Annotated in this window: 15 protein-coding genes and 2 pseudogenes; 10 read left to right on the top strand and 7 right to left on the bottom strand. The window is 72.5% G+C overall.

The window, feature by feature from the left end; all coding sequences use genetic code 11:
- The first annotated feature begins 3 nt into the window (after window positions 1–3).
- Window positions 4–885: a GNAT family N-acetyltransferase gene (locus tag CG736_RS10805; RefSeq protein WP_100585951.1), complete on the top strand. Its 882-nt coding sequence runs from the start codon at window positions 4–6 to the stop codon at window positions 883–885.
- Between the two features lie 20 nt (window positions 886–905).
- Here CG736_RS10805 and CG736_RS10800 read toward each other — a convergent pair whose 3' ends face one another.
- From CG736_RS10800 to CG736_RS10785, 4 genes and pseudogenes are all read right to left on the bottom strand, one after another.
- Window positions 906–2,273, bottom strand: a complete 1,368-nt coding sequence (locus tag CG736_RS10800; RefSeq protein ID WP_100585950.1) for an aminotransferase class I/II-fold pyridoxal phosphate-dependent enzyme — start codon at window positions 2,271–2,273, stop codon at window positions 906–908.
- A 136-nt stretch (window positions 2,274–2,409) separates the two neighbouring features.
- The gene (locus tag CG736_RS10795; protein WP_043913551.1) at window positions 2,410–2,883 is read right to left on the bottom strand and encodes an Lrp/AsnC family transcriptional regulator; all 474 of its coding nucleotides are present in this window, start codon (window positions 2,881–2,883) and stop codon (window positions 2,410–2,412) included.
- Window positions 2,884–2,985: 102 nt separating this feature from the next.
- Window positions 2,986–3,912, bottom strand: coding sequence for an NADP-dependent oxidoreductase (locus tag CG736_RS10790; protein ID WP_100585949.1), 927 nt, complete (start codon window positions 3,910–3,912; stop codon window positions 2,986–2,988).
- Window positions 3,913–4,043: 131 nt separating this feature from the next.
- A pseudogene (locus CG736_RS10785) lies at window positions 4,044–5,223 on the bottom strand (RNA-guided endonuclease InsQ/TnpB family protein); the annotation flags it as partial.
- A 234-nt stretch (window positions 5,224–5,457) separates the two neighbouring features.
- Here CG736_RS10785 and nadA point away from each other — a divergent pair.
- Window positions 5,458–6,639, top strand: a complete 1,182-nt coding sequence (gene nadA, locus CG736_RS10780) for a quinolinate synthase NadA (RefSeq protein WP_043913553.1) — start codon at window positions 5,458–5,460, stop codon at window positions 6,637–6,639.
- A gap of 87 nt (window positions 6,640–6,726) precedes the next feature.
- On the opposite strand, the gene CG736_RS10775 is transcribed toward nadA, so the two are convergent.
- Window positions 6,727–7,014: a hypothetical protein gene (locus tag CG736_RS10775; protein WP_369880082.1), complete on the bottom strand. Its 288-nt coding sequence runs from the start codon at window positions 7,012–7,014 to the stop codon at window positions 6,727–6,729.
- 33 nt (window positions 7,015–7,047) lie between these two features.
- Window positions 7,048–7,821, bottom strand: coding sequence for a PspA/IM30 family protein (locus CG736_RS10770; protein ID WP_043913555.1), 774 nt, complete (start codon window positions 7,819–7,821; stop codon window positions 7,048–7,050).
- A gap of 267 nt (window positions 7,822–8,088) precedes the next feature.
- Here CG736_RS10770 and CG736_RS10765 point away from each other — a divergent pair, with 267 nt between their 5' ends.
- Both CG736_RS10765 and CG736_RS10760 read left to right on the top strand, forming a co-directional pair.
- Window positions 8,089–8,640, top strand: coding sequence for a DUF3043 domain-containing protein (locus CG736_RS10765; protein WP_198520432.1), 552 nt, complete (start codon window positions 8,089–8,091; stop codon window positions 8,638–8,640).
- Window positions 8,641–8,843: 203 nt separating this feature from the next.
- The gene (locus tag CG736_RS10760) at window positions 8,844–9,536 is read left to right on the top strand and encodes a bifunctional 2-polyprenyl-6-hydroxyphenol methylase/3-demethylubiquinol 3-O-methyltransferase UbiG (RefSeq protein WP_232733913.1); all 693 of its coding nucleotides are present in this window, start codon (window positions 8,844–8,846) and stop codon (window positions 9,534–9,536) included.
- Window positions 9,537–9,543: 7 nt separating this feature from the next.
- Here CG736_RS10760 and CG736_RS10755 read toward each other — a convergent pair whose 3' ends face one another.
- Window positions 9,544–9,744, bottom strand: a complete 201-nt coding sequence (locus CG736_RS10755) for a hypothetical protein (RefSeq protein WP_100585945.1) — start codon at window positions 9,742–9,744, stop codon at window positions 9,544–9,546.
- 108 nt (window positions 9,745–9,852) lie between these two features.
- Here CG736_RS10755 and cobU point away from each other — a divergent pair.
- From cobU to sucB, 6 genes and pseudogenes are all read left to right on the top strand, one after another.
- Window positions 9,853–10,401, top strand: a pseudogene (cobU, locus tag CG736_RS10750) (bifunctional adenosylcobinamide kinase/adenosylcobinamide-phosphate guanylyltransferase); the annotation flags it as partial.
- An 11-nt stretch (window positions 10,402–10,412) separates the two neighbouring features.
- On the top strand, window positions 10,413–11,531 hold the full coding sequence (locus CG736_RS10745; protein ID WP_100585943.1) for a nicotinate-nucleotide--dimethylbenzimidazole phosphoribosyltransferase: 1,119 nt from the start codon (window positions 10,413–10,415) through the stop codon (window positions 11,529–11,531).
- A 192-nt stretch (window positions 11,532–11,723) separates the two neighbouring features.
- Complete coding sequence (locus tag CG736_RS10740) at window positions 11,724–12,464, top strand: adenosylcobinamide-GDP ribazoletransferase (protein ID WP_100586028.1); 741 nt, start codon at window positions 11,724–11,726, stop codon at window positions 12,462–12,464.
- A gap of 212 nt (window positions 12,465–12,676) precedes the next feature.
- Window positions 12,677–14,173, top strand: a complete 1,497-nt coding sequence (locus CG736_RS10735) for a leucyl aminopeptidase (protein ID WP_100585942.1) — start codon at window positions 12,677–12,679, stop codon at window positions 14,171–14,173.
- A 387-nt stretch (window positions 14,174–14,560) separates the two neighbouring features.
- Window positions 14,561–15,949, top strand: a complete 1,389-nt coding sequence (gene lpdA / locus CG736_RS10730; RefSeq protein ID WP_043913562.1) for a dihydrolipoyl dehydrogenase — start codon at window positions 14,561–14,563, stop codon at window positions 15,947–15,949.
- Window positions 15,950–16,006: 57 nt separating this feature from the next.
- A complete protein-coding gene (sucB, locus tag CG736_RS10725; RefSeq protein WP_100585941.1) occupies window positions 16,007–17,806 on the top strand; it encodes a 2-oxoglutarate dehydrogenase, E2 component, dihydrolipoamide succinyltransferase in 1,800 nt (599 codons plus the stop codon).
- Window positions 17,807–17,945: the final 139 nt, after the last annotated feature.

Raw genomic sequence — 17,945 nt, 5'->3', positions numbered from 1 at the left:
ACGGTGATCATTCGTCAGCTGAGAGACACCGCGGAGGACGCCGAGGCCGTGAACCGCGTCTCCCGGGCGGCGTTCCGCGACCTGGACGGCCGGCCGACGGACGCCGAGCCGGAGGCGGCGGACGCGCCGTCCCGGATCCGCCGGCTCGCCCGCTCCCGCCACCTGGCCGTCACCGACCCGCAGGGGTGCTGGATCGCCGAGCAGGACGGCGAGGCGGTGGGGGCGGCGCTGTCGCTGCGCCGCGAGGGCGTGTGGGTGCTGGCGCTGTTCGTGGTGCTGCCGTCCGCGCAGGGCCGGGGGGTGGGCCGGCTGCTGCTGGAGCGGGCCGCCGCGTACGGGCGGGGCTGTCTGCGCGGCATGCTGTGCGCCTCGTCGTCGCCGGCGGCGGCGCGCCGCTACCGGGCGGCCGGGTTCACCCTGCACCCGACGATGCGGCTGACCGGCCGGGTCGACCGGGAGCGGCTGCTGGACCCGGGGGACATCCCGGTGCACACCGGCAACGCCTCGCACCTGCACCTGCTGGACTCGGTGGACCGGCGGCTGCGGGGCGCGGCGCACGGCCCCGACCACCCGTTCATGCTGGCGCACTTCGAGGAGCTGCTGATCGCGGACACCCTGGCCGGCACCGGCTACTGCTACCGGGACGGCGGCGCCGTCCAGCTGGTCGCCGCCACCTCGAAGCGGATCGCCACCCGGCTGCTGCGCGAGGCGCTGGCCCGGGTGCCGGAGGGCGTAGACGCGGACGTGGAGTTCCTGACGGCGGAGCAGGAGTGGGCGGTCGACGTGGGCCTGGAGCTGGGCCTGTCGCTGACCACCCGCGGCTACCTGGCGGTCCGCGGGATGCGCCCGCCGACCCCGTACGTGCCGAACGGCGGCTACCTGTAGCCGCCGTTCGGGACGGCACGTCACCGCATGGTGTCGAGGATCTCCTGGACCATCTCCATGGTGGTGCCGGGGTGCAGGAACGCGAACCGGGCGACGGTCTCGCCGTCCCAGCCGGTCGGGGTGACGAAGCCGACCTGGTCGGCGAGCAGCTGCCGGGACCAGCGGTAGTAGTCGTCGTGGGTCCAGCCGGTGCGGCGGAAGCAGACCGCGGACAGCTGCGGGTCGTGGAGCAGTTCGAGGTGCTCGGTGTCGCGGATCAGCTGCGCGGTGTCCTCGGCCAGCCGCAGGCCGGTCTCGATGGCGTCGGTGTACGCCTGGACGCCGTGGACGGCGAGCGAGAACCAGAGCGGGAGGCCGCGGGCGCGCCGGGTGAGGTGGTACGCGTAGTCGGTGGGGTTCCACTCGTCGCCCTCGGTGTGCAGGACGTCCAGGTAGCCGGCGTCCTGGGTGTGCACGGCGCGGGCCAGGCGCGGGTCGCGGTAGAGCAGCGCGGCGCAGTCGAACGGGGCGAACAGCCACTTGTGCGGGTCGACCACGAAGGAGTCGGCGTGCTCGATGCCGTTGTAGCGCTCGCGCACCGAGGGGGCGAACAGTCCGGCGCCGCCGTACGCGCCGTCCACGTGGAACCAGAGCCCGCGTTCGCGGGCGACCTCGGCGATGCCCGCGAGGTCGTCGATGATGCCTTCGTTGGTGGTGCCGGCGGTGCCGACCACGGCGATGACGGTCTCGGGGTGCGGGTCGGCGGCGAGGGCGGCGCGCAGGGCCGCGCCGGTGAGGCGGCGGTCGACGGCGGGGACGGGGAAGGCCTCGACGCCGATGATGTTGAAGGTGTTCTTGACCGAGGAGTGCACCTGGTCGGCGACGGCGATCCGCAGCCGGGCCTCGGGGCCGACGTTCAGCCGGCGCCGGGCGGTGTCGCGGGCGACCACCAGCGCGGACAGGTTGCCGGCCGAGCCGCCGGAGACGAAGACGCCGCCGGCCGTGGCGGGCAGTCCGGCGCGGTCGGCTATCAGCCGCAGCACCTGGTTCTCGGCGGCGATCGCGCCGGCCGCCTCCAGCCAGGAGATGCCCTGCAGGGAGGCGCAGGAGACCACCATGTCGAACAGCAGCGCGGCCTTGGTGGGGGCGCACGGGATGAAGGACAGGTAGCGCGGGCTGTCGGCGGAGATGACGGCGCGGGACAGCTCGTGGTCGTACAGCTTGAGCACGTCGGCCGGGTTGTTGCCGTGCTCGTTCAGCAGCCCGGCGAGCACCTCCCGCAGGTGGGCGCCGTCGCCGGGGTGGTCGAGCGGAACGGGGTCGTACTGCAGCCGTTCGCGCATGTAGTCGAAGACCAGGTCGACGAGTTCGCTGTCCGGCTTGTGCATGCGGTCGGGGGCTGCGTACACGGGTGTCCTCTTCGCTGCTGCGGTGCGTGGGGTCATGATCAGCGTAGGCAGCGGCGCGGTGCGGGCGCGCGTCGGAACGGGGCCGGTCAGGGCCGGTTTCGTGCGTGTTCGGGGGGTGCTGCGCAGGATTCCTGCGTCAGATGAGCTGGGAGAGCACCACCGAGGAACGACTGCGCTGGACGCCGGGCTCCTTGCGGATGCGCTCGATGACGGCTTCCAGGTGACGGGTGTCGGCGGCCCGCAGGTGGACCAGCGCGTCCGGGTCGCCGGTGACCGTCCAGGCGGCGGCCACCTCGGGGAACTGGCGCAGCGAGGCGAGCAGCTCCTCCGGCGAGGTGCGGGCCCGGCAGTAGACCTCGACGAACGCCTCGGTGCCCCAGCCGAGCAGCGCGGGGTCGAGCACCACCGTGAAGCCGCGGACCACGCCGCGCGCCCGCAGCCGGTCGATCCGGCGGCGGACGGCGGTGGCGGACAGGTTGGTGAGCAGCCCGATCTCGGCGTACGAGGCCCGGCCGTCCCGGCTGAGGTGCTCCAGCAGCAGGCGGTCGGTGTCGTCCAGGGCCTGTCCGGTCACCGCCTGGCCGAGGTCGGGCGGCCGGTGGGTGCTCATGGCGGGGCTCCACGGGTGGTACGGGTGAGGGTGTGGCGAGCCGCGGCCCCCGCACAGGGGCGGACTCTGCGGGGCCCATTCTTGCCGACGCCGGGCGTCCGATCAGTCCACCAGCAGGACGATCTTGCCGCGGGTGCGCCCTTCGGCGTTCAGGGCCTGCGCGGACGCGGCCTGGCCGAGCGGGAAGGTGGAGGCGACCGGCACGGTGAGCAGCCCGTCGTCGGCGAGCCGGGCGACGGCGGCCAGGTCCTCGGGGTCGGGCCGGGTCCAGATGTAGTGACCGCCCAGCCCGCTCACCCGGTAGTCGACGGCGGAGGCGATCCGGGTCGGGTCCTTGACCAGGGCGGTGGACACGTCGAGCGCCTCCCCGCCGACCAGGTCGAGCACCGCGTCCACCCCCTCCGGGGCGAGCGCCCGCACCCGCTCCGCCAGGCCCTGGCCGTACTCGACGGGCTCCGCGCCGAGCCCGCGCAGGAAGGTGTGGTTGTGCGACCCGGCCGTCCCGATCACCCGGGCGCCGAGCGCGGTGGCGACCTGCACCGCGAGCGAGCCGACGCCACCGGCCGCGGCGTGGATCAGCACGCTCTCCCCGCGCCGCACCCGCAGCGCGTTCACCAGCGCCTGCTGCGCCGTGAGCCCGGCCGTGGGCAGCCCCCCGGCCTGCGCCCAGTCGAGCGCCGCCGGCTTCCGGGCCAACGTCCGAACGGGCGCGGCGACGAGTTCGGCATAGGTGCCGTACCCGATGACGTCCTTGCGGACGTACCCGATCACCTCGTCCCCCGGCACGAACTCGGTGACGGCCCCCCCGACTGCCTGCACCACCCCGGCCAGGTCGAACCCCATGATCATCGGGAAGCACACGTCGAGGATCCCGTCGAGGTGCCCTTCCCGGATCTTCCAGTCGACCGGATTGACCCCCACCGCCCGCGTACGGACGAGAACGGAGTCGGGACCGACCTTGGGATCCGGCAGCTCGGTGTACTCGACCACCTCGGGCCCGCCGTAGCGGTTGATCGCGATTGCCTTCATGCCCCCCACCCAACCGGGGGCACGGCCGGTTCTCGCGCCGGAAGCATCCATCCCGGTGAGCGGTTCTCTTGACGTCCCCCGGGCCCCGAAGGGCCTGGATTCCTGTCGCGGTCGGCCGACCGCGACAGCGGGGTTCCTGCTTCTCGGCGCGGCGCCGGTACGGACACCGGTCCTACCCTCGCTCCACAGGCGTTCTGCCTGTCCGCCCGTCCGGCGGCCAGGATGTTGCGCGCGGCGTTCACGTCCCGGTCGTGGACGACCCCGCATGCGCCGCAGGTCCACCGGCGGACCTCCAGGGGCTTGGGCCCGTCCTTGACACCACAGGCCGAACAGACCTGCGAGGTCGGTTCGAAGCGTCCGATGCGAGCAAAGTGACGGCCGTGCTTGGCAGCCTTGTACTCCAGCATCGCGACGAACCGCGACCACCCGGCGTCGTGCACCGAGGCGGCCAGCCACCCTCGTCCGAGAGCGGACACCGCCAGGTCCTCCACGTACACCGCTTGGCTGTCGCGGATGATCCTCGTGGATTCCTGGTGATGCCAGTCCCTGCGGCGGTCGGCGACCTTCGCGTGCTGGCGCGCGACCCTCCTACGGGCCTTCGCCCGGTTCTTCGACCTCTCCTCGCATCGCCCGAGTTCCTTCTGAAGACGCTTGAGCTTCTTCTCCGCACGGCGCAGGAACCGCGGCGAATCGAGCTTGCGGCCGTCCGAGAGCACGGCGAAGTGGGTCAGCCCGAGATCGATGCCGACTTCGACGCCGGTCTCGGGCAGGATCTCCGGCAGGGCTTCGACGACGAACGACGCCCAGTACCGGCCGACGGCGTCCTTGGTGACGGTGACACTGGTCGGCGGTGCCGGAAGCCTCCGGGACCAGCGGACTTCCAGATCTCCGACCTTGGCCACGTACAACCGTCCGGATTCCCGCAGCCGGAAGCCGTTGGCGGTGAGCCGAATGCTCTGCCGACCGTCGCGCTTGGACTTGAACCGCGGCGGCTCGACCTTCGGCCCCTTGCGCCCTCCGGCGGCGGAGGCGAAGAAGTTGCGGAAGGCGGTGTGCAGATCACGCAGCGACTGCACCAGCACCACCGACGACACCTCGCTCAGCCATGCCCGCTCCGGAGAGCGCTTCGCCATGGTGATGACCCGCTTCTGCAGGTCCCGTGTCCCCGATGTGGGGCAGCCCTGCCGCACGGGCCTCCTGCCGGGCCCGCAAACCGTCGTTGAACACCACGCGTGCGCACCCGAACGCGCGCGCCAGCGCCACCCGCTGACCTGAGGTCGGATACACCCGGAAGTTGTACCGAAGTTGCACGCTCGCACGTTATGACGCACGGCCGGCGGAGGCCCACCTCGCTCACGTGCCGGGCACGTCTGTGGTAGTGCACCGACCCTTGGATCGACGGTTGGTACATGTGTTGAAGAGGCCCTGGTCACATCGACAGGACGTCCATCGTCAGGCTGACGACAACCGGTTATCATAGATAGCGTCAGATAGACGAGAAGGCTGGTCGAGAACGATCCGGCCGCACCAGGAGGGCAGCCGCCCGTGACCACCACCACCGAGACGCACGGCGTCGACCCGACTCCCTCGCCGCTCGCCCTGCTGCTGCTCGGCCGTGAGGCCGACCCGAACAGTGAGCGCGGGGTGGAGTGCCCCGGCGATCTGCCTGCGGCCTCCGACCCGGACCTGGTGGCGCGGGCTCGCGCCGCCAAGGAGAAGCTGGGGGACCGGGTCTTCATCCTGGGTCACCACTACCAGCGTGACGAGGTCATCGAGTTCGCCGATGTCACCGGCGACTCCTTCAAGCTGGCCCGGGACGCCGCGGCCCGTCCGGAGGCCGAGTACATCGTCTTCTGCGGCGTGCACTTCATGGCGGAGTCGGCCGACATCCTCACCTCCGAGCGTCAGCAGGTCGTGCTGCCGGACCTCGCCGCGGGCTGCTCGATGGCCGACATGGCCACCGCCGAGCAGGTCGCCGAGTGCTGGGACGTGCTGACCGACGCGGGTGTCGCGGACGTGACCGTGCCGGTCTCGTACATGAACTCCTCCGCCGACATCAAGGCCTTCACCGGCAAGCACGGCGGCACCATCTGCACCTCGTCCAACGCCAAGCGGGCGCTGGAGTGGGCGTTCGAGCAGGGGCAGAAGGTGCTGTTCCTGCCGGACCAGCACCTGGGCCGCAACACCGCGGTGCTGGAGATGGGCTTCTCGCTGGAGGACTGCGTCCTCTACAACCCGCACAAGCCGAACGGCGGCCTGACCGCCGAGCAGCTGCGGGACGCGAAGATGATCCTGTGGCGCGGCCACTGCTCGGTGCACGGCCGGTTCAACCTGGACTCGGTCAACGAGGTGCGCGAGCGGATCCCCGGCGTCAACGTCCTGGTGCACCCCGAGTGCCGGCACGAGGTGGTCACCGCCGCCGACCAGGTCGGCTCGACCGAGTACATCATCAAGGCGCTGGACGCCGCCGAGCCCGGCTCCAAGTGGGCCATCGGCACCGAGCTGAACCTGGTCCGCCGCCTGGCCAAGGCGCACCCGGACAAGGAGGTCGTCTTCCTCGACCGCACGGTGTGCTTCTGCTCCACCATGAACCGGATCGACCTGCCGCACCTGGTGTGGGCGCTGGAGTCGCTCGCCGAGGGCCGGGTCCCGAACGTGATCACGGTGGACGCGGAGACCGAGAAGTACGCCAAGGCCGCGCTGGACCGCATGCTGGCCCTGCCGTAACGATTCGCCGCAGACCGGCGCCGGGCACACGAGAGGGCGGGCATCCCCTGGGGGATGCCCGCCCTCTCGTCACGAACGGCGCCCGAACTACTCCGGGATGCCCGGGATCAGGCCGTCACCCTCGGCGCGCAGCAGCTCACGCACCTGGTCCAGGGACGCCTCGGCGTCCGGCAGGATCAGGTCCGACGGCTCCAGCGACTCCGGCGGCAGCGGCGTGCCGACCTCCCGGACGGCCGCCAGCAGGCTGCCGAGGGCGGCCTTGAAGGCCTCCTCGTCGTCCGCCTCGACGGCCTGGAGCAGGTCGTCGTCCAGCTGGTTCAGCCGGTTCAGGTCCTTCTCCGCGACCTCGAACTGCCCCTCACCCAAGACCCGCATGATCATGCTGGTACGTCTCCCCTGCTCGCGGGCTTACTTCTGGTAGTTGATGGTGGGCGGCGGGGTGTCGTTCTTCCCCTGCTCGATCGCGTGCGGCTGCGAGGCCGGAGTGCCGCCGGTCAGCTCGGCCTTCATCCGGGCCAGCTCCAGCTCGACGTCGCTGCCGCCGGCCACCCGCTCCAGCTCGGCCTCGATGTCGTCCTTGCGGCCCAGGCCGCTGGCGTCGTCGAGCGCGCCGGAGGCCAGCAGCTCGTCGATCGCACCCGCGCGGGCCTGCATCTGGGCGGTCTTGTCCTCGGCCCGCTGGATCGCCAGGCCGACGTCGCCCATCTCCTCCGAGATGCCGGAGAAGGACTCGGCGATCCGGGTCTGCGCCTGGGCGGCGGTGTAGGTGGCCTTGATGGTCTCCTTCTTGGTGCGGAAGGCGTCCACCTTGGCCTGGAGGCGCTGGGAGGCGAGCGTGAGCTTCTCCTCCTCGGCCTGCAGGGCCTGGTACTGCGTCTCCAGGTCGGTGATCTGGGACTGCAGGTTGGCCTTGCGGCTGAGCGCCTCGCGCGCCAGGTCCTCGCGGCCGAGGGACAGCGCCTTGCGGCCCTGGTCCTCGTACTTGGAGGACTGCTGCTGCAGCTGGGTCAGCTGGAGCTCCAGGCGCTTGCGGGAGGTGGCCACGTCGGCGACGCCCCTGCGCACCTTCTGCAGCAGTTCCAGCTGCTTCTGGTAGGAGTAGTCGAGCGTTTCGCGCGGGTCCTCCGCCCGGTCCAAGGCCTTGTTCGCCTTGGAGCGGAAGATCAGCCCCATACGCTTCATGATTCCGTCGCTCATGGGCCTCGATAGCCCCCTTCTTCGGGCCTGGGTTTGCGTCTCGTGACAGGTCGAGTGTATGCGCGACGGGGTCCCCGGCGCAGTCCACCGGCCAGCAACAATGCTGCTACAGCGAGCGGCCGTTCGGCATCGTCCTCACGATCGATATCGGTTCGCATCCGGGGCCGGGCCGGAAAGCGGCCGGTCACGCCGTACGCTGGGAGTGTGTTTCGACGCCGCTCTGAAGACTCCGCCGCCTCCTCCACCGTCACCATGACCAAGGAGGACGAGCGCCTGCCCCGCGACCCGCAGGCCCCCAAGGGCCGGCCCACGCCCAAGCGCAGTGAGGCCGAGGCCAACCGGAAGACCCGGGTCACCGTCCCCAAGGACCGCAAGGAGGCCGCCCGCCAGGCCCGCGACCGGATGCGCGTCGAGCGCGAGAAGCAGCGCATCGCGATGCTCGAGGGCGACGAGCGCGCCCTGCCGGCGCGCGACAAGGGCCCGGTCAAGCGCTACACCCGCGACTTCATCGACTCCCGCCGCGCCGTGGCCGAGTACTTCCTGCCGTTCGCCGTCGTGGTGCTGGTGCTCGGCATCGTCCGGATCGGCTACCTGCAGACGCTGTCCTCGCTGCTGTTCATGCTGTTCTTCGTGACGGTGATCCTCGACTTCGTCCGGCTCGGCCTCGCGCTGCGCAAGGGCCTCGCCGCGCGCTTCCCGAACGAGAACACCCGCGGCGCCGTGATGTACGGCATGCTGCGCACCCTGCAGATGCGCCGGCTGCGGATGCCCAAGCCGATGGTCAAGCGGGGCGAGCGGCCCTGACCGCGGAAGCCGTTCCGCCGTACTGGGCCCCGCCGGCGCAGCAGCCGGTCGGGGCCTTCGGCACACCGGGCGTCCCGGCGCAGTACGGGGCGCCGCGCGGCCGTCACGGGCGGCTGCCGGCCCGTGGCGGGCCGTACCACAGCGGGGCCGGCGAATGGCTGGAGCGGCACGGCGGACTGCACAACCTGGTCCGCCAGGAACTGGTGACCCGGCAGCTCGCCGAGCAGCTCACCCGCGGCACCGCGCTGCGGGTGCTGGACGTCGGCTGCGCCGAGGGCACCCAGGCGCTGCGGCTGGCCCGCGCCGGGCACTTCGTCACCGGGATCGACCCGGACCCGAGCATCCTCGCCGTCGCCCACCAGGCGCTGGCCGCCGAGCCGCCCGAGGTCCGCGACCGGGTCCAGCTGCTCACCGGCGACGGCCACCAGGTCGGCCGCTGGTTCGGACCGCGCAGCTTCGACCTGGTGCTCTGCCACGGCACCCTGATGTACCTGCCCGACCCGGACCCGATGCTGGCCTCGGTGGCCCGCATCCTGGCCCCCGGCGGGCTGCTCTCGCTGCTGGTCCGCAACGGCGACGCGCTGGCCATGCGGGCCGGACTGACCGGCGACTGGCGGGCCTGCCAGGAAGCCTTCGACACCACCCGCTACACCAACCGCCTCGGCCTGCCCGCCCGCGCCGACCGGCTCGCCGAACTCTCCGGCACCCTCGCCGGGTTCGCCGTCCCCGTGCGCCACTGGTACGGGGTACGGGTGTTCACCGACACCATGCCGGACGAGGCCGCCCCGGTGGACGGCCGTCAGCTCGGCCAGCTGCTGGACGCCGAGGAACGGGCCGGCAAGCAGGACCCGTACCGGCACGTCGCCGCGCTGCTGCACGTGGTCTGCGCGAAGTGACGGGGCGTCAGCCCTCGTGCAGGCTCATCGGGTAGATGTCGCGGCCGTCCTCGACCAGCACCACCCGGTCGACGCCGTCGTCCAGCAGCGTCTTCCACTCCTCGCCGATCCAGGTCTCGGCGTCGCCCTGGCTGGAGAACTCCTCGGCGTCGCCGGCCGGGCTCACCACGCTGCCGTCGTTCTTCTCGTACCGCCAGGTCCACACCATGCCGGGCTCCTCCGGGTCGAACACTGCTGCTGAAGGGTTGCGACAGTAGCGTGCCCACCCCGCAGGCGGGCATGCGCCGTCCGGCAGGATGATCGCATGGCACTCCCCCGCACCCTGCTGCTCGGCGGCGCCCGCTCCGGCAAGTCCACCCGCGCCGAACAGCTGCTCGCCCCGTTCCCCGACGTCCTGTACGTCGCCACCTCGGGCACCCGCGACGGCGACACCGACTGGGCGCACCGCGTCGAACTGCACCGGGCCCGCCGGCCGGCCCGCTGGCGCACCGCGGAGACCTGCGAGCTGGAGGCCGTGCTCGCCGACGACAGCGACCCGGCGCCGGTGCTGATCGACTGTCTGGCGCTGTGGCTGACCGCCGTGATGGACGAGCACCGGGCCTGGGACGACGAGCAGTGGCTGGACGGCGGCCAGGAGGCCGTCGAGGCGCGCTGCGCGGCACTGGCCGCGGCCTGGGCCGGCACCCGGCGAACGGTCGTGGCGGTCTCCAACGAGGTCGGCATGGGCGTGGTCCCCGCCACCGCCTCCGGGCGGCGCTTCCGGGACACCCTCGGGCGGCTCAACATGGCCGTCGCCGACGCCTCCGAGCAGGTGCTGCTGGTGGTCGCGGGACAGGTGCTGACCATCAAAGCGACGGCCGTGTAGATTGCCGAGCGATGGACACCACCGTGGATCTCGACACTTTCTCCTCGCTCGTCGAACGGCCTGACGAGAGTGCGCGCCGCGGCGCCGAGGAGCGCTGGCAGCAGTTGGCCGTGCCGCGCGGCGGCCTGGGCCGGCTCCAGGAGTTGGCGGCCTGGCTGGCGTCCGCGCAGGGCGAGGCGCCGACCCGCCCGCTGCACGCCAGCAAGGTCCTGCTGTTCGCCGCCGACCACGGCGTCGCCACGCTCGGCATCTCCACCCTCGACGCCCGCGGCGGCACCGCCGACCGGGTCCGCGCCGTCCTCGACGGCACCGCGCCGGTCGCCGTGCTGGCCCGCCGCTACGGCGCGGACGTCCGGGTGGTCGACATCGCGGTGGACGCCGACCCCGCCGAGTTCCCCGACGAGGTCGTCCGTCACCGTGTCCGGCGCGGCTCCGGCCGGATCGACGTCGAGAACGCGCTGACCCTCGACGAAGCCACCCGGGCCTTCCGGGCCGGCATGGCCGTCGCGGACGAGGAGGCCGACGCCGGCACCGACCTCGTCCTGCTCGGCGACCTGGGCGTCGGCTCCACCACCGTCGCCGCCGTCCTGATCGGCGCGCTGTGCGGCACCGACGCCGCCGCCGTCACCGGCCGCGGCTCCGGCGTCGACGACCGGGTCTGGATGGTCAAGTGCGCCACCATCCGCGACGCGCTGCGCCGGGCCCGCCCCGTGCTCGGCGACCAGCTCGCGCTGCTCGCCGCGACCGGCGGCGCGGACTTCGCGGCGATCACCGGCTTCCTGCTGCAGGCCGCCGTCCGCAGGCTCCCCGTCGTCCTCGACGGCGTGGTATCCGCGGCCTGCGCGCTGGTCGCCCAGCGGATCGCCTTCCGCGCCCCCGAGTGGTGGCGGGCCGCCGCCCTCACCGGCGAACCCGCCCAGGCCAAGGCGTACGACCGCCTCACCCTGACCCCGCTCCAGGAGATCGGCGCCACCATGGGCGAAGGCGTCTCCGCGGTCCTGGCCCTGCCGCTCCTCCAGGCCGCGACGGACACCCTCGCCGAACCGGCGGCGGTGCCGAGCGCGAAGCCGCTGCCGCCGCGGGCGCCGGCGAAGCTGCCGACGGCCGCGGAGCTGCTGGGTCGTTACTGACCGGGCGCTGGTGGGCGCAGGGAACTGCGCGAAGCGGAAGAGAGCTGCCGTAGAGCCCTCCGACGATGAGAACTTGCACGTGAGAGGCCCTGGCCGGTGAGCAACGAGAACGTCCGGCCCGGGGCCGAGCACGCGGAGAGTCTCTCGGCGGGGGGCTCTGCGTCGTCGGTTCCGTGCCCGCCGGCGCCTCGGTTGACAGACGCTCTGCGCTTCGCTTTCGGGACGCTGACGGTCTTTCGGGTGCGGGTGCACCGGTGGGACCGGGCCGCCGGTGGGGCGGCGATGGTGGTGGCCCCGGTGGTCGGGGTCGTGGTGGGGGTGCTGGCCGGGGCGGTGGGGGCGCTGGTCGCGTGGCGGGGTGGGGCGCTGCTGGGCGCGGTCGCGGTGGTGGCGGTCGGGGCGATGGTGACCCGGGGGCTGCACCTGGACGGGGTCGCGGACGTCGCGGACGGGCTGGGCAGCGGCAAGCCCGCCGAGGACGCGTTGCGGATCATGAAGCAGTCGGACATCGGCCCGTTCGGCGTGCTGACGCTCGTTCTGCTGATGCTCGGTCAGATCACCGTACTGGCAGGTCAGTTCGGAGAGTCGCTCTGGCGCGGGGCGCTCGCCGCGGCCGTCGCGGCGACCGCCGGCCGTACCGCGCTGCTGTGGGGCTGTCTGCGGTCGGTGCCGGCCGCCCGGCCCGGGGGGTTGGGGGCGATGGTGGCGGGGACGGTGCGTCCGGCGGCGGCGGTGGCGGTGACGTTGCTGGTGGTCGGCGCGGCGGCGGCGTTGCGGTGGCAGGGCGGGGTGGCCGTGCTGGTCGGGGTGGCGGTCGCCGCAGGCGTGCTGCGGCGGTGCGTGCGGCGCTTCGGCGGGGTGACGGGGGACGTGCTGGGGGCGCTGGTGGAGACTTCGGCGACGGCGACCCTGGTGGCGCTCGCGCTGACATGACGGCGCACCCGCGCGAGAACTCACGCACCGTCACGAGTTGCGCCGGTTCGTGCACGGGGGCAGGCGGGGCGGCGAGATCCCAATATGCGGACTACCATGCGGTGAGCACCCTGGCCCCGAGCCCCGTTTTGCCGCGGAGTCTGCCTGGGTTTGCCGGTCGGCAACGGAGCCGTCACCGGCTGTGGACCGCGAAAGAACAGGACGCATTTGTCGTGACTGCACTGTCTGTGAGCACCTCCTCCGCCGCGAGCCTGCGTGCGGATGCCCTGGTGATCGGCGTGGCGAAGGGCCCCAAGGGCCTGGTCGTGGCGGCCGGTGCCGAGGCGGTCGTCGAGGCGTTCGAGGGCAAGCTGGCCGAGGTCCTCACCACCCTGGGCGCCACCGGTGCCGAGGGTGAGGCGGTCAAGCTTCCCGCGCCGGCCGGGCTGAAGGCGCCGCTGGTGCTGGCCGTCGGCCTGGGCGAGGCCGTTGACGGCCCGTTCGGCGCCGAGGACCTGCGCCGGGCCGCCGGTGTGGCCGCCCGCACCCTGGCCGGTGCGAAGAAGGTCGCGCTGGCGCTGCCGACCGGCTCCGCCGAGGACGTCGAGGCCGTCGCGCTGGGCGCCCTGCTCGGCTCGTACGCGTTCGGCGCCTACAAGGCCGACGTGGCGAAGGCCCCCGTCGCCGAGCTGGTCGTGCTGACCGACCGCAAGGGCTCGAAGGACGCCAAGGCGGCCGTCGAGCGCGCCACGGCGATCGGCGAGGAGATGAACCGGGCCCGTGACCTGGTCAACACCGCGCCGAACGACCTGAACCCGAAGTCGTTCGCCGCGATCGCGCAGGCGGCCGGCAAGGAGCACGGCCTGAAGGTCGAGGTCCTGGACGAGAAGGCGCTGGCCAAGGGCGGCTTCGGCGGCATCCTCGGCGTCGGCGTCGGCTCGACCAACCCGCCGCGGCTGGTGAAGGTGGCGTACACCCACCCGAAGGCGAAGGCGTCGCTGGCGTTCGTCGGCAAGGGCATCACCTACGACTCGGGCGGCATCTCGCTGAAGCCGGCCGGTCACAACGAGACCATGAAGTGCGACATGGCCGGCGCCGCCGCGGTGTTCGCCGCCGTGGTCGCCGCCAAGCGCCTGGGTCTGCAGGTCAACGTGACGGCGTGGCTGGCGCTGGCGGAGAACATGCCGTCCGGTTCGGCGACCCGCCCCGGCGACGTGCTGCGGATGTACGGCGGCAAGACCGTCGAGGTGCTGAACACCGACGCCGAGGGCCGGCTGGTGCTGGCCGACGCGATCGTCCGGGCCGGCGAGGAGAAGCCCGACGTGATCGTCGACGTGGCGACCCTGACCGGCGCGATGGTGCTGGCGCTCGGCAACCGCACCTTCGGTGTGATGGCCAACGACGACGCGCTGCGCACCCAGCTGCACGAGACCGCGGGCGCGGTCGGCGAGCCGTCCTGGCCGATGCCGCTGCCGGCCGACCTGCGCAAGGGCATGGTCGAGTCGACCGTCGCCGACCTGGCGAACATGGGCGAGCGGATGGGCGGCGGCCTGGTGGCCGGCCTGTTCCTGCAGGAGTTCGTCGCCGAGGGCATCGACTGGGCGCACATCGACATCGCCGGCCCGGCGTTCCACGAGGGCGGCCCGTTCGGCTACACCCCGAAGGGCGGCACCGCCAGCGCGGTGCGCACCCTGGTCCGCTTCGCGGAGGACACCGCCGCGGGCAAGTGACCCGTTGATCGACGCGTGGGGCCCGGCACCGATGGTGTCGGGCCCCACACGCATTACCAGCCAGTAGCAACCGGTGCCAATCCACCCGACTGTTCGCCTCCGGCGAAAATTGATTCCGCAGGGCGGAACTGCTACGGCGAAGCCCCCCGGACGGAGTACCTCCGAATGCCGATTTCCCGGCCGTGAGCTGGGACGATACCTCCGGGACCGGGTCACCCCACCGCTTCGCGGGTCGCACCGGGGCCGGGCCGGGGCACCCTCCGACGCCACCCGCCGCCAACAAGTGCAAAGATGTATTTCCGGCACGACTGGGCGCCTTACAAGGGCTCTCACCCACCGGACCGCGACCGGCCCGGCGATCCGCACCTTTTGCATGGAGGACGTGACGTGGCGAACGACGCCAGCACCGTTTTCGACGTAGTCATTCTCGGAGGCGGAAGCGGCGGCTACGCCGCGGCCCTCCGTGGCGCTCAGCTGGGCCTGAGCGTCGCGCTGATCGAGAAGGGTGAGCTGGGCGGCACCTGCCTGCACCGCGGCTGCATCCCGACCAAGGCGCTGCTGCACGCCGCCGAGGTCGCCGACGAGACCCGCGAAGCCGCCGACTTCGGCGTCCTGGCCACCTTCCAGGGCATCGACATCAAGGGCGTCCACAAGTACAAGGACGACGTCGTCGCCGGCCTGTACAAGGGCCTGCAGGGCCTGGTCGCCTCCCGCAAGGTCACCTTCATCCAGGGCGAGGGCCGGCTGTCCTCGCAGACCTCGGTGGACGTCAACGGCCAGCGCATCGAGGGCCGCCACATCGTCCTCGCCACCGGCTCCGTGCCGCGCTCGATCCCGGGCCTGGACATCGACGGCGACCGGATCATCTCCTCCGACCACGCGCTGAAGCTGGACTACATCCCGAAGTCGGCGATCATCCTCGGCGGCGGCGTCATCGGCTGCGAGTTCGCCTCGGTCTGGAAGTCGTTCGGCGTCGACGTCACCATCGTCGAGGGCCTGCCGCACCTGGTGCCGCTGGAGGACGAGAACTCCTCCAAGCTGCTGGAGCGCGCGTTCCGCAAGCGCGGCATCAAGTTCGAGCTGAAGTCCCGCTTCTCCGGCGTGGAGTACACCGCCGAGGGCGTCCGGGTCTCCACCGAGAACGGCAAGTCCATCGAGGCCGACGTGCTGCTCGTCGCCATCGGCCGCGGCCCGGTCTCGACCGGCCTGGGCTACGAGGAGCAGGGCGTCGCGATGGACCGCGGCTACGTCCTGGTCGACGAGTACCTGCGCACCAACGTGCCGACCATCTCCGCCGTCGGCGACCTGGTCCCGACCCTGCAGCTCGCCCACGTCGGCTTCGCCGAGGGCATCCTGGTGGCCGAGCGGATCGCCGGCCTGAAGGTCGTCCCGATCGACTACGACGGCATCCCGCGGGTGACGTACTCCAACCCGGAGGTCGCCTCCGTCGGCCTGACCGAGGCCAAGGCCGTCGAGCAGTACGGCAAGGAGAAGGTCGTCACCCTCAAGTACAACCTGGCCGGCAACGGCAAGAGCAAGATCCTCAAGACCGCCGGCGAGATCAAGCTGGTCCAGGTCAAGGACGGCGCCGTCGTGGGTGTCCACATGGTCGGCGCCCGCATGGGCGAGCAGGTCGGCGAGGCCCAGCTGATCTACAACTGGGAGGCCCTGCCCGCCGAGGTCGCGCAGCTGATCCACGCGCACCCGAGCCAGTCCGAGGCCCTCGGCGAGGCCCACCTCGCGCTGGCCGGCAAGCCGCTGCACGCGCACGACTGATCGCGCCCCCGTCCCTTTCATTCCTGAACGCAAGACTTGATAGGAGTCGCTGAAACCATGGCGGTCTCAGTAACACTGCCCGCGCTGGGCGAGAGCGTGACCGAAGGCACCGTCACCCGCTGGCTGAAGGCCGAGGGTGAGCGCGTGGAGATGGACGAGCCCCTGCTCGAGGTCTCCACCGACAAGGTCGACACCGAGATCCCGGCGCCGGCCTCCGGCATCCTGGCCTCGATCAAGGTCGGCGAGGACGAGACCGTCGAGGTGGGCGCCGAGCTGGCGATCATCGACGACGGCTCCGGCGCCCCGGCCGCCGCACCGGCGCCCGCCGCCGAGGCTGCTCCGGCCCCGGTCGCCGAGGCTCCGGCCGCCCCGGTTGCGGAGGCCCCCGCGGCCGCCGCTCCGGTCGCCGAGGCTCCGGCTGCCGCCGCCGCTCCGGCCGCCGACGCCACCCCGGTGGTGCTGCCCGCGCTGGGCGAGTCGGTCACCGAGGGCACCGTCACCCGCTGGCTGAAGGCCGAGGGCGACACCGTCGAGGTCGACGAGCCGCTGCTCGAGGTCTCCACCGACAAGGTCGACACCGAGATCCCCTCCCCCGTGGCGGGCACCCTGGTGAAGATCCTGGTCGGCGAGGACGAGACCGCCGAGGTCGGCGCCCAGCTGGCGCTGATCGGCGCCGCGGGCGCGGTCGCCGCCGCCCCGGCCCCGGTCGCCGCCCCGGCTGCCCCCGCCGCTCCGGCCGCTCCGGCCCCGGTGGCCGCTGCTCCGGCTCCGGTCGCCGCTCCGGCCCCCGCGCCGGTCGCGCCCGCCGCCCCGGTCGCCGCCCCGGCTCCGGTGGCCCCGGCCGCTCCGGTCGCCGCCCCGGCCCCGGTCGCCGCCGCTCCGGCCGCTGCCGCTCCGGTCGCGGACGCGGATGCCGGTGACGCCTACGTCACCCCGCTGGTGCGCAAGCTCGCCGCCGAGCACGGTGTCGCGCTGTCCTCCGTCGCCGGTACCGGCGTCGGCGGCCGCATCCGCAAGCAGGACGTGGTCGCCGCGGCCGAGGCCGCGAAGGCCGCCGCCGAGGCCGCGAAGGCCGCGCCGGCTCCGGTCGCCGCCTCTGCCGCCGCCCCGGCGAAGGCCGCCGCCGCGCCGTCCGCGCTGCGTGGCCAGACCGTCAAGATGACCCGCATGCGCAAGGTCATCGGCGACAACATGATGAAGGCCCTGCACGAGCAGGCGCAGCTGACCAGCGTGGTCGAGGTGGACGTCACCCGGATCATGTCGCTGCGCGCGAAGGCGAAGGACTCCTTCCTGGCCCGCGAGGGCGTGAAGCTGTCCCCGATGCCGTTCTTCGTGAAGGCCGCCGCCCAGGCGCTGAAGGCCCACGCGGTCGTCAACGCCCGGATCAACGACGCCGAGGGCACCATCACCTACTTCGACACCGAGAACATCGGTATCGCGGTGGACTCCGAGAAGGGTCTGATGACCCCGGTCATCAAGGGTGCGGGCGACCTGAACATCGCCGGCATCTCGAAGAAGACCGCGGAGCTGGCGTCGAAGGTCCGCGACAGCAAGATCACCCCGGACGAGCTGTCCGGTGCGACCTTCACCATCTCCAACACCGGTTCGCGCGGTGCGCTGTTCGACACCGTCATCGTCCCGCCGAACCAGGCCGCCATCCTGGGCATCGGCGCGACCGTGAAGCGTCCCGTGGTGATCGAGGCCGACGGCGGCACCGCCATCGGCATCCGCGACATGACCTACCTGTCGCTCTCCTACGACCACCGCCTGGTGGACGGCGCGGACGCCGCCCGCTACCTGGTCGCGGTCAAGGAGATCCTGGAGGCCGGCGAGTTCGAGGTCGAGCTCGGCCTGTAAGGCGCCCCGGTTCCGCCCGGAAGCCCCGCACCGTCCCCGGACGGTGCGGGGCTCGTGCGTGTCCGGGCACTTGTCGGGCTGTGCCGTCAGCGGTGCGATCGGGTGCGGGCGCGGTGCGGATTGTGGATGCTGGAGCGGT

Source organism: Kitasatospora sp. CB02891 (assembly GCF_002803145.1).
GTDB classification, from domain to species: Bacteria; Actinomycetota; Actinomycetes; order Streptomycetales; family Streptomycetaceae; genus Kitasatospora; species Kitasatospora griseola.
Note: the sequence above shows the minus strand (reverse complement) of the source record. Positions and strands in the feature narration are given on the sequence as shown.